Below are 11,555 nucleotides of genomic sequence, written 5' to 3'. Positions count from 1 at the left end.
GAAGTGGAGACGGTGATCGACGCGCTGCCGGGTGTGGCCGAATCGGCCGTGATCGGCGTGCCCCATGCCGATTTCGGCGAGGCCGTCGTGGCGGTGGTGGTGGCCAAGCCTCATGCGGCGCTGGCCGAACGCCAGATCGCCGACGCGACACGCGAGCATCTGGCCGCTTACAAGACGCCCAAGGCGGTGTTCCTGGTAAAGGAGCTGCCGCGCAACACCATGGGCAAGGTCGAGAAGGCCAAGTTGCGCGACACCTACAAGACCACCTTCGCGCAAGCGGCAGCGGTACCGTGACGGTGCCATCAATTTGCCCCGGAAACCGGGGTAAGAATCCGGTCGCGCATCGTTAGAGTGGCGCGAAGGGCCCCGCCGGCGGGCCCCTGGAGTGGCCGGCATAGCGGAGCGATCATCATGGCGGCGCCTCTGATCGGCGGCATCCTGGACCAGATCATCGAAGCGGGCCGGCGGTTGTTGTCGCAGCAGAGCAGCGCGGCCGCGGCGAGCGCCGAGCTCGACGCGCTCTGCGCCCGTGTGCTGGCGCGGCGCGGCGAAGCGACGGCGCTCGCATCGGCGAGCGAGCTCGCGGCCCGGCTCGGGCATCTGACGCCGGCCGAGGAGACGCGCTTCTTCCAGATCCTGGCGACGCGCTTCGGCGCCGACCGCGAGAAGATCCTGGCCGCCGCCGAGGCCTATCGCAAGGAGGCCAGCCCCGCCCATCTGCGCCGGCTGGGCGAGGCCGTCGAGGCGCCGCGCCAGGAGCTGCTGCGCCGGCTCAACATGGCGCCCGGCGGCACCCGCGCCATCGTGAATTTGCGCGAGCGGCTGCTGGGACGTCTTGCCGAAGATCCGGCCTTGCGCGCCGTCGATGCCGATTTCCAGCATCTGCTGGGCTCCTGGTTCAATCGCGGCTTCCTCTATCTCGAGCGCATCGATTGGAACTCGCCGGCCTCGCTCCTGGAGAAGATCAAGCGCTACGAGTCCGTGCATGAGATCGCCAACTGGTCGGACCTGCGCCGGCGCCTGGCGCCCGATCGGCGCTGCTTCGCCTTCTTCCATCCGGCGCTGAAGGACGAGCCGCTGATCTTCATCGAGGTGGCGCTCGGCCGCGAACTGGCGGCCTCGATCCAGCCGATCATCGATCCCAACGCCTCGGCCCTCGATCCGGCGACGGCGACCCATGCGATCTTCTTCTCGATCAACAATTCGCTGAACGGCCTGCGTGGCATCTCCTTCGGCAATTTCCTGATCAAGCAGGTGGTGGTCGAGCTGCAGCGCGAGCTGCCGCAGCTCAAGACCTTCGCCACCCTCTCGCCGATCCCCTCCTTCCGCAGCTGGCTGGGCTCGGTGCTCGCCGGCAAACCGGCGCTGGATCTCGACCCTGCCGAGCAGGAGGCTTTGGTGGAGCTGCTGCAGAAGAGTTCGGTCGACGCGACGGATCTGGCGCCCTTGCGCGACGCCCTGACCGGCCTCTGCGCCCGCTATCTCGGCGGCAGCCTCGGCGGTCCGCGACCCGCCGATCCCGTCGCCCGTTTCCATCTCGGCAATGGCGCGCGGCTCGAGCGGATCAACTGGCTGGGCGATGTCTCGCCCAAGGGGATGCAGCAATCCTTCGGCATGCTGGTGAATTACTACTACGATCTCGATAATCTGGAGCTCAATCACGAGGCCTTCGCCGAAGAGGGCAAGGTGGCGCTCTCCAAGGAACTGGCGCGCCTCGCCGCCGCCAAGCCGCGGCCGAAGGCGCGACCCAACGACAAGACGCCGGCGATCGTCACCGGACGCTGAACGAGACATTTCACGGGGGACTGACATTTCATGACCAGCACGGATGAACTCGTGCGGCTGACCGCCTGCGCAGCGGTCGATCTGCTCAAGCGCGGCGAGGTCTCGCCGCTCGACCTGGTCGAGGCTTCATTGGCGCGGATCGCCGCCGTCAATCCCGCGGTCAACGCCATGGTGACGCTGGCGCCGGAGCGCGCGCGCGAACAGGCAAAGCGCATGATGGCGCAAAAGCAGAAGCCGGCCGACGAGCGCGGCTGGCTGGCGGGCCTGCCCTTCGCGGTCAAGGATCTGAACGATCTGGCGGGCGTGCGCACCACCTACGGCTCGCCGATCTTCGCCGATAATGTGCCCAAGCGCTCCGACATCATGGTGGAGCGGCTCGAGGCCAATGGCGGCATTCCCATCGGCATGAGCAACACGCCCGAGTTCGGCGCCGGCGCCAACAGCTTCAACGAGGTGTTCGGCGAGACGCTCAATCCCTGGAACACCAGCCTCAATGCCGGCGGCTCCTCGGGCGGCTCGGCGGTGGCGCTCGCGACCGGCCAGGTCTGGCTCGCGACCGGCTCCGACCTGGGCGGTTCGCTGCGCACGCCGGCGAGCTTCTGCTCGGTGGTGGGCTTGCGGCCGAGCCCGGGCCGCGTGGCGGCAGGGCCGGGCGAGACCCGCTTCGACACGCTCTCGGTCAATGGACCGATGGGACGCAATGTCGAGGACACGGCCCTGATGCTCGACGCCATGGCCGGGTGGCATATCGAGGATCCGCTCTCGCTCGAAGCGCCGGCCGTGGGGTTCCGCGAGACTGCGCGCCAGCTCAAAGTTCCAAAGCGCGTCGCCTTCTCGACCGATCTCGGCATCACGCCGGTAGCGCCCGAGACCCGCGCCATCTGCAAGGCGGCGGCCGAACGCTTCGCGGCCATGGGCGCCACGGTCGAGGAAGCCTGCCCCGATTTCCATGGCGTCCCGCAAGCCTTCCAGACGCTGCGCGCGGTCGATTATGCGGCGACCATGAAGCCGCTCTATGACCGCCACCGCGACAAGCTCAAGCCCGACGTGATCTGGAACATCGAGCGCGGCATGAAGCTGGAGATCGAGGAGATCGGCAAGGCGCTGCTGCGGCGCGGCCGGCTCTATGGCCAGATCGCCGAGTTCTTCCAGACCTACGATATCCTGATCGCGCCCGCCGCCTGCACCCCGCCGCTCGACGTCAAGATCCGCTGGGTGCGCGAGGTGGACGGGCAGAGCTTCGATAACTATGTCGAGTGGCTGAAGATCGCGAGCGTCGTCACCATGACCTCCTGCCCCTCGATCGCGGTGCCAGCCGGCTTCACCGCCGACGGCAGGCCGGTGGGTGTCCAGATCGTCGGGCGCCCACGCGGCGAAGCCGCGCTGCTCTCGGCCGCGGCGGCTTTCGAGGAAGCGACCGGCTTGGCCAAGCTGACGCCGATCGAGCCAAGGGTCGGGCCGGCCTTCCAGCACTGATCCCGCCGCAAGCTCAGTTCGAGAGATCGCCATCCATGGCAGACGAAAGGCGCTCCAGTATGGAGGCGCCCTTTCGTCGAAGTTCCTGGAATCGACCTTGACCGACGCCACCCATCCTCCCGCCATCGAGCTACGCCGCCTCCAACTGGCCTTCGGCGCGAATCCGATCCTGTCGGACATCGACCTGTCGGTTGCGGCCGGAGAGCGCCTCGCTTTGATCGGCCCTTCGGGGTCGGGGAAAACGACGCTGCTGCGTTGCGTCAACGGGCTCGATCGGCCCGACGAGGGCGAGGTGTTGATCTTCGGCGAGCTGCTGGCGCGCCAGGGGCGGTCGCGGGTCCAGGCCCGGCGGCGGATGGGCATGATCTTCCAGCACTTCAATCTCTACTCGATGAAGACGGTGCTGGAGAATGTGACTCTGGCGCCGATCGCGGTCGGCGGCCTGAAGAAGGCGGAGGCCGAGCGCGTGGCGCGCGCCTGTCTCGGCCGCGTCAATGTGGCGATGCTAGCCGACAAATATCCCTTCCAAATTTCCGGCGGCCAGCAGCAGCGTGTCGCTATCGCCCGGGCGCTCGCCATGCAGCCGAAGATCCTCCTGCTCGACGAACCGACCTCGGCGCTGGATCCGGAGTTGGTGCAGAGCATGCTCGAGTTGATCCAATCGCTGGCCGGCGACGGCATGACGATCCTCTGCGTGACGCACGAGATCAATTTCGCGCGCCGGCTGGCCGACCGGATTCTGTTCATGGCCGAGGGCCGGATCCTGGAATCCGGAAATCCGGACGAGCTGCTCGACCGACCACGCTCCGAACGGCTCAAATCTTTCCTGGCGGCGCTAGGCTCGTAGCGCGCTCAGGCCGAAGCGATCACAGGATAGGTCTCGGCTGCGGCCCTGGCCGGCGCAGGCGCGAGGGTGAGCGCGGCCGCAACCTAAGCTCGGGCGACAGCCAGCGCTCGGCCATGCCGACCACACGCGTCAGCACGAAGATCAGCAAAAGATAGATGATTCCGGCCGAGATCAGCGGCGTGAAAGGATCGTAGGTGTTGAAATAAACCGAATTGGCCGAGGCCATCAGGTCGATAATCGTGACCATGCTGGCAGCCGAGGTGCCCTTGAGCACGAACACCACCTCATTGCCATAGGCTCTGAGGGCAATGCGTGCCGCATGCGGCATGACGATCGAGCGGAACAAGCGAAGCCGGCCGAGGCCGGCGACCTCGCCCGCCTCGATCTCGCCACGCGGCACGGCACGCAAGGCGCCGGCCAGGATCTCGGCGACATAGCCGGCGGAGTTGAGCGACAGCGCCAGCACCGCACAGACATAGGGTTCGCTCAGCAAAATCCAGAGCGGCGAGTACCGCAGGAAATCGAACTGCGGCAAGCCGTAATAAATGAGATAGAGCAGCACCAGCAGCGGCGCGCCGCGAAAGACGAAGATGAAGCCATAGCCGAACCAACGGGCCGGGGCGAAGCGACTGTTGCGGGCGAACGCCACGGGCAGCGCGATGAGACCGCCGCCGAGGAGCGACATGGCGAAGAGCTTCAGGGTCTCGATGGTGCCCTGCGCCAGCAATGGCAGGCCGGCAAGGAAGGTGTCGAGGGAGAACATCAGGCCCCTCGCGCCGCAGCCAGATGTCGGAACAGCCGGCGATCGATCGCGTACTGGACCGCCATGGTCACCGCCGACAGCAACAGATAGGCGACCAGCACCGCGAGGTAGAAAGTGAAGAACTGCTTGGTGTTCTCGCCGGCTGTTCCGGCCGCCCGCACAAGATCCTCGAGTCCGATCGCGGAGACGAAGGGCGTGTTCTTGACCACCACCATCCACATGTTGCAAAGGCCGGGAAATGCATAGCGGACGGCGATCGGCAGGATCACCAGCCGGAACACATGCCAGCGGCTCATGCCCAGGGACCGCGCCGCCTCGACCGCGCCGCGCGGTACGGCGAGGATCGCGCCTTTGAACACCTCGCTGGTATAGGCGCCCTGGATCAGGCCCAGCGCCGCCACGCCCGCCCAGAAGGCGCTGACCTCGACATAGCCCTGAATGCCCAGGAGCGAGAGCAGGCCGCCCAGCGCGAAGGAGCCGCCGAAATAGAAGAGGAAGATCACCAGCAGCTCGGGCACGCTGCGCAGCACGACGCCGTAAGCGCCGAGCAACCATCGGACCAAACGACCGCCATAGAGCTCGCCCATGGCGCAAAGGAGACCAAACAAGGAGCCGAAGATGAAGGAGAGCGCGGCAAGCTTCAGCGTGAGGACGCCGCCGCGCAGCAGCTCGTCGCCCCAACCGGGCCCATAGGCGAACAGTGACGACAGATCCATCGGTCCCAATCTTGCAATCGCGGCTGGCGCGAAGGTCAGGCTTGCGATCCTCGGGATCCGGTCGAACGGCCCGCTGATCGAACGGGTGGCCGGCCCCGTATCAGGACCGGCACACCCGCCCCATCAGTTTACCAGTTCTGATCGGCGCGAACGCTCATGCTGCCGAAATATTTCTGCGAGATCTTGTCGAACGTGCCGTCCTGATAGAGCGAACGGATCGCGTCGTCGATCTTCTGGCGCAAGGCGCCGTCGCTCTTGCGGAACACGGCGCCGGCCCCGACGCCGAAGATCGCCTTGTCCTTGAGCTCGGGGCCCACGAATTCGAACGCCTGGCCCTCGGGCGTCTTCAGGAATTCGGCGCCGGCCAGCTGCTCGTTGAAGGCCATGTCGATGCGGCCGGTGACGAGATCGGCATTGATCTGATCGATCTTGTCATAGCCGCGAATCTCGACCACGCCGTCATATTTCGCCTTCAGATATTTCTCCTGCGTGGCGCCGGCATAGACACCGACCTTCTTGCCCTGAAGGCCCGCATTCGAAATCTCGATCCCCGAATCCTTATGCGCGATGAAGCGATAGGGTGTGTCGTAATAGGGCAGCGAGAAATCCACCGCCTTCTTGCGCTCCTCCGTGATCGACATCGAGGAGAAGATCATATTGTATTTGCCGGCCAGCAGCCCGGCGATCAGCCCGTCGAAATCCTGCTTGACCCATTCGCATTGCAGCTTCGCCCGCTCGCAGACGGCATTGCCCAGATCGATCTCGAATCCGGTGATGGTTCCGTCCGCCTCGGTCTTGCTGAAGGGCGGGAAGGAAGCCTCCGTCGCGACCTTGATCGTCTCCGCGGCCGCATGGCCTGGCGCGGCGATGACCGCCGCCAGAACCGTTGCCAGCGCAACGCCCATCAAACCCCGAACCGCCATGTTCGCCTCCTGTTCCGATGTGGCGTGCGCATGTTCGACAGCGCCGCCGCTTGTTTCTTTCGCCTGCCATGGAACCGCGATCCCGGGCGCGGTTGCATTGCCATGTGTCTAAATCCAGTTCGTGGTTCCGCAAACCGATGGGCAAGTTCGGGGCTTCCTGAACCGGTCAGGGTGAGAAGGGTTCCGCGATATAGAGCAGATCCTCGCCCGGTAGAACCGGCCCACGACGCGCGGCCGCAACCACGATGCCCGATGACGTCGCCTTGACCTCCTGTCGGGCCAGATTGCCGGACTCCAATTGATAGAGATCGGCAACCGGTTGCCCCCGCTCGACCTCGTCGCCGAGCCAGCAGCGGGGCAAGAAATGCCCTTTCACCGGGGCCGCCAGATAATGTTCCGCGCGGGCCAGCAGCAGCAGCCGGGAACGGCTCTGGGCCACGAGCCGCGCCGCCGGGTCTTTCAGTACACCGAAATGGTGCAACAGGTTACGCAACCCGTCGCGCGCCACCTGCATCGAGGCGGGCGTCACCCGGCCGGCGCCGCCGATCTCGGAGGAGATGGCAAATTTTCCCAGCTCGCGAGCGGCGCCTTCCAGGGTCCCGCGATGCGGCATCGCGCCCTCGGCCTTCACCTCGTCGAAGACGATCGCATAGGGCGCGTCGAACGCCATCAGGGCCGGCAATCCCGCCCTCAGTTCCGGGCTGCCGGGACGACCCTGGAGGTTGGAGCTCAGCACGAACTCCATAGCCTCGCCGCCCGAATGGATATCGATGGCGATCTCCGCGCGGGCAATGAGCGCACCCGTCACGAAGCGCGCGATGGCAGCGCTCGGGCCCTCGCCCGCAAGGCCGGGAAAACGGCGATTGAGATCGGCGTCATCGATCGGCGATCGCCGCATCCCCGCGAGACAGGCCGGCCGGTTGAGCGTCGGTGCGATCATCAGCAGGCCTGAGACCCGGGTCGGTTCCAGCCGATGGATCAGCTCGGTGGCGGCGATCTGTCCCTCGAACTCGTCGCCATGCGTGCCGCCGGTGACGAGGACCGACGGTCCGCTGCCATGACGGCAGATCACCAGCGGCCATACCATACGCTGCGGTCGATCGCCTTGGCGATAATCGAGCTGGACCCAGTAGCGGCGCAGGCCGTCGCTCTCGAAATCCAGCTGCTCCGGCGTCGCATCGAACCATGGCTGATCAGACATGGCTGCTTCCTCGATTTCATCGACCGGCCTTCGCCGATCTTCTGCCTGGGCTTTCTTGCATAGCCGGATCGAACAGCCCATGATCTTTCATCGAAACTTGTTTCGGGTCGGACGAAGCGACGATCCGGCTTGACGGAATGGCGACAGGACGTGGACGCGACATGATCGGCCGGCTCAGCGACATCGATTTGAGGCTGCTCAGGATTTTCGTCGCCGTCGTCGAATCCGGCGGCTTCTCGCTCGCCTCCGCCCGGCTCAATGTCTCGGAATCGACCATCAGCTCACATATGTCGGACCTGGAGAAGCGGCTGGGCATGCGGCTTTGCGAGCGCGGCCGGGCCGGATTCCGCCTGACCGACGATGGCGAAGAGGTCTATCGCGCCACGACCGAGCTGCTCGAAGGGGCGACGCGGTTTCGCGACCGCCTCGCCACCTTGCGCTCCGATCTGGGCGGCACCCTCAAATTCGGCCTGCCCGACGCCATCGTCACCAATGCCAAGGCCGGTCTGGTGGAGTGCCTGCAGCGTTATTGCGAAAGGGCGCCCGAGATCTCGCTGCAGATCCATATCCTGACGCCGCGCGAACTCGAGCATGGCGTGCTCAACGGTTCCCTGCATCTGGCTGTGGCCCCGGAACATCGCCGGGTCAGCGGCCTCGAATATGTGCCTCTGTTCATCGAGCATAATTATCTCTATTGCGGGCGTGGCCACCCCTTCTTCGACCTCACCGACGAGGCGATCGGTCCAGACAGGCTCGATGCGGCCAATCGTATTTCGCGCGGCTATCTGGAGCGGTTCGACGAGGAGTTCTTCTCGACGCCGACGCACCGCGCCGTGGTGCATCAGATCGAAGCGGCGGCGCTCTTGATCCTGACCGGCCGCTTCATCGGCTTCCTGCCGGATCATTATGCGGCGGAGTGGGTCGCCGAGGGCCGCATGCGACCGATCAAGCCGGATGCGATCGAGTTCCGATCCCCCTTCACCATCATCACCCGACGCGATGCCGATGCGAGCCAGAGGGTCTCGACCTTCATCCGCGAGATGCGCCAGGCCCTGGCCGATATCTGAGCGTCAGGCGCCAGCACCGATCCCGGCCACGACATCGACCTCGATCCTGGCATCGATCGTGAGCTGCGCCGCCATGGTCACACGCGCCGGCGGGTTCTTGGGGAACAGCGTCTTATAGACGGCATTGAACTGATCGAAATCGCCCGAATCGGACAGGACGACGTTCACCTTCAGGATATCGGCCAGGCTGCAGCCCGCGCTCGCCAGGACCTTCTCGATATTGCGGAAGGTCTGGAGGGTTTCGGCAGCGATGCCGCCGGACACGATGCGATCCTCGTCATCGAAGGCGACCGTGCCGGAGACGAAGACCAGATCGCCGAACCTGACGGCGAGCGAAATCGGCAGTCCTTCGCTATTGGCGCCGCCGATGACCTGCTTGCGTTTCGATGCCGGGCTCATGGATATCCTCGCGATGGGTTGGGCGAACCAGTGACGGTTTCGCCCAGGATGAAGCGCTGCGACTGGGCGAGCGTGAGTGGAAGTGCGCGAAAGCCGCGCAGCAGGTCGCGCCGGGCCGCTTCCGACAACCGGCTCAAGGGTGGGCGCATCGGCAACCAGCCGGCATCGCCGGTCTCCGCCGCCAGGATCTCCTTGAGCGCCTCGGTAACCGGATATTTCAACAGCAACCCCGACCAGAGGCCCTGCAGCGCGCGCTGATGCGCCTCGATGGCGGGGCCGCCTTCCTGCCAGCCTTCATGGATTTCGGCCAGCAGCCGCGCCGCGATATTGGCGCCGGCCGTGATCGAGCCGGCACCGCCGGCGCGCAGCAGGGGCAGCAGCAGATCGTCGTCGCCGGTGAAGACCGAGAGCTGGGGAAACCGGGCGACGATCGCTTTGGTGTTCTCGAAATCGCCCGAGCTGTCCTTCATTCCCGCGATCTGGCGCGGCCAAGCGGCGAGAAGCCGCTCGATCAGGCCGGGCCGGACGGGAACCGCCGACATGGCCGGGAAATGATAGAGATAGAGTCGGACGGCCTCGCCTGAGGCCTCGACAATGCGCGCATAGGCGGCGAAGAGACCATCCTCGCCAACCTCCTTGAAATAGAAGGGCGGCACGACCAGAACCCCGAGACAGCCGCGCTCGGTCGCATGGCGGCTCAGGCGGGCGGCGTCGGCTACCGCCGCGGCCCCCGTCCCGACCAGAATCCGGTTCGCCGGGACTCCATCCTCAATCAGCCGGTCCAGCGCCGCGATCCGTTCCTCGGTTGCGAAGGACGCAAACTCGCCGGTGGTCCCGAACGGCACCACGCCATGGCAGCCATGGTCGAGCAACCAATGTGCCAGCCGCGCGAAACCCTGGCGGTGGATCGCGCCCTCCGCTTCCTGCGGCGTCAGCATCGCCGCGAACACACCCGCCACCATGATCACCTCGACTCCCGAGGGCAAATACCGCCTCAGGTCCAATATGATCGCGACTTTCACCGGGGCGCGGCGCCTGGAACATGGCAGATGCGTCAAGTGAACTTCAGGGCTCGGGGATTGGAGCGGGCGCGAGCGGCTTACCGGGCGCGCTTTCCAAGTTCATATCGAGACATGCCCATTTTTCTCTGGTGGCCGGCGGCGATGATCGCCCGCAACGACCCTCGATCATTGGAGAAGAGCCTGCCATGAACCCCACCCCGCAGGATCCCGCCGGCACCGGCGCGGTCTTCCGCCATTTCGGCGTTGTCCCCGTCATCAATGCCTGCGGCATCTATACCGATCTCGGCGGCTCGCGACTGTCGCCGCGGGTCTGGGCGGCGATGACGGAGACCAATCGCCATTTCGTGAGGATGACCGATCTGCTCGACCGGACCGGCGAGCGCATCGCCGATTTACTGGGAGCCGAAGCAGCTCGTGTCACGCCGGGGGCCGCCGCCGCCATCATGCTCGGCACCGCCGCCTGCATGGCCGGCGCCGACGGCAACCGGTCGCAGCAGCTTCCCGACACCCACGGCATGAAGTCGGAGGTGCTGATCCAAGCCGGCCATCGCTACAAATATGACCGGCAGACCATCATGACCGGCGCGCGGCTGATCGAGATCGGCAGCGCCAACGGCACGCGGGTCGATCAGTACGAAGCGGCGATCACCGAGCGCAGCGCGATGATCCTCCATCCCGCCCATCTGGATGGGAAGCCCGGGACGCTTTCCCTGGAGCAGGTCGCCGCGATCGCACGCCGGCACGGCGTCCCAATCCTGGTCGATGCCGCTTACATGAATTACCCTACCGACATCATGGGCGCCTATCTCGGGCAGGGCGCCGATCTGGTGGCGATCAGCGCCAAATATTTCGGCGGCCCCAATGCCGGGGGCTTCATCATGGGGCGCAAGGATCTGGTGGCGGCCGTCGCCAATGTGCATTTCACCCGCTACGAGTCCGGGCAATATCTCAAATATGGCCGCCCCTTGAAGATGGACCGGCAAATCGTGGTCGCGGTCGCGGTGGCGCTGGAGGAATGGCTGGCCATGGACCATGAGGCGCGCTTCGCGAATTATGTCCGACAGGTCGGGCTGCTGAAAGCGAAGCTCACGGGGCTGCGCAGCCTGTCCCTGGCGCCGATGAACTTCACCATGGACGAACGTCTCATTCCGGAGCCGGTGAATTGCCTGCTGGTGGGTTTCGACAAGGCTGGCTTCGGCCTGTCGGCGGCAGAAGCCGCCGAGGCGCTCAAGAACGGCACGCCCAGCATCATGACGGTTCTGGAGGGCGACAAGCTCGCCATCGTCATGGACGTGCTCGAAGATGACGAGGTCGGGCTGATCGGCGACCGGATCCGCGCCTTGGCGCGCGGGTGAG

At 65.6% G+C, this 11,555-nt stretch carries 12 protein-coding genes; 6 read left to right on the top strand and 6 right to left on the bottom strand.

Annotated features, from left to right (window positions below; genetic code table 11):
• The 4 genes from ACREE8_RS11840 to ACREE8_RS11825 form a co-directional block, all read left to right on the top strand.
• Positions 1 to 294 (top strand): AMP-binding enzyme (locus tag ACREE8_RS11840; RefSeq protein WP_431573203.1); only part of this gene is annotated, 294 nt, incomplete at its 5' end.
• A 117-nt stretch (positions 295 to 411) separates the two neighbouring features.
• Positions 412 to 1,785, top strand: coding sequence for a malonyl-CoA decarboxylase (locus tag ACREE8_RS11835; protein ID WP_431573202.1), 1,374 nt, complete (start codon positions 412 to 414; stop codon positions 1,783 to 1,785).
• A 30-nt stretch (positions 1,786 to 1,815) separates the two neighbouring features.
• The gene (locus ACREE8_RS11830) at positions 1,816 to 3,261 is read left to right on the top strand and encodes an amidase (RefSeq protein ID WP_431573201.1); all 1,446 of its coding nucleotides are present in this window, start codon (positions 1,816 to 1,818) and stop codon (positions 3,259 to 3,261) included.
• 97 nt (positions 3,262 to 3,358) lie between these two features.
• Complete coding sequence (locus tag ACREE8_RS11825; RefSeq protein ID WP_431573200.1) at positions 3,359 to 4,108, top strand: amino acid ABC transporter ATP-binding protein; 750 nt, start codon at positions 3,359 to 3,361, stop codon at positions 4,106 to 4,108.
• 19 nt (positions 4,109 to 4,127) lie between these two features.
• On the opposite strand, the gene ACREE8_RS11820 is transcribed toward ACREE8_RS11825, so the two are convergent.
• The 4 genes from ACREE8_RS11820 to ACREE8_RS11805 all read right to left on the bottom strand — a co-directional run bounded on the left by ACREE8_RS11820 (position 4,128) and on the right by ACREE8_RS11805 (position 7,711).
• Positions 4,128 to 4,871 (bottom strand): ABC transporter permease, encoded by a 744-nt coding sequence (locus tag ACREE8_RS11820; protein WP_431573199.1) that lies wholly within the window; start codon positions 4,869 to 4,871, stop codon positions 4,128 to 4,130.
• A complete protein-coding gene (locus ACREE8_RS11815; protein ID WP_431573198.1) occupies positions 4,871 to 5,587 on the bottom strand; it encodes an ABC transporter permease in 717 nt (238 codons plus the stop codon). The genes ACREE8_RS11820 and ACREE8_RS11815 overlap by 1 nt, the downstream gene beginning before the upstream one ends.
• Before the next feature lie 128 nt (positions 5,588 to 5,715).
• Positions 5,716 to 6,510 carry a transporter substrate-binding domain-containing protein gene (locus ACREE8_RS11810; protein WP_431573197.1) on the bottom strand — a complete coding sequence of 265 codons (795 nt, stop codon included), beginning with the start codon at positions 6,508 to 6,510 and terminating at the stop codon, positions 5,716 to 5,718.
• 166 nt (positions 6,511 to 6,676) lie between these two features.
• A complete protein-coding gene (locus ACREE8_RS11805; protein ID WP_431573196.1) occupies positions 6,677 to 7,711 on the bottom strand; it encodes a hypothetical protein in 1,035 nt (344 codons plus the stop codon).
• Between the two features lie 137 nt (positions 7,712 to 7,848).
• Here ACREE8_RS11805 and ACREE8_RS11800 point away from each other — a divergent pair, with 137 nt between their 5' ends.
• Positions 7,849 to 8,778 (top strand): LysR family transcriptional regulator, encoded by a 930-nt coding sequence (locus ACREE8_RS11800; RefSeq protein WP_431573195.1) that lies wholly within the window; start codon positions 7,849 to 7,851, stop codon positions 8,776 to 8,778.
• A 3-nt stretch (positions 8,779 to 8,781) separates the two neighbouring features.
• On the opposite strand, the gene ACREE8_RS11795 is transcribed toward ACREE8_RS11800, so the two are convergent.
• Entirely contained in the window at positions 8,782 to 9,177 is a 396-nt protein-coding gene (locus ACREE8_RS11795) for a RidA family protein (protein ID WP_431573194.1), read from the bottom strand.
• Positions 9,174 to 10,163, bottom strand: a complete 990-nt coding sequence (locus tag ACREE8_RS11790; RefSeq protein ID WP_431573193.1) for a dihydrodipicolinate synthase family protein — start codon at positions 10,161 to 10,163, stop codon at positions 9,174 to 9,176. Before ACREE8_RS11790 ends, ACREE8_RS11795 begins: the two co-directional genes overlap by 4 nt.
• 221 nt (positions 10,164 to 10,384) lie before the next feature.
• Between ACREE8_RS11790 and ACREE8_RS11785 the strand changes: the two genes are divergently transcribed.
• Positions 10,385 to 11,554: an aminotransferase class V-fold PLP-dependent enzyme gene (locus ACREE8_RS11785; protein WP_431573192.1), complete on the top strand. Its 1,170-nt coding sequence runs from the start codon at positions 10,385 to 10,387 to the stop codon at positions 11,552 to 11,554.
• The last annotated feature ends 1 nt before the right edge of the window (position 11,555 follow it).

The organism is Hypericibacter sp. (genome assembly GCF_050729195.1).
Lineage (GTDB): Bacteria > Pseudomonadota > Alphaproteobacteria > Dongiales > Dongiaceae > Hypericibacter.
Note: the sequence above shows the minus strand (reverse complement) of the source record. Positions and strands in the feature narration are given on the sequence as shown.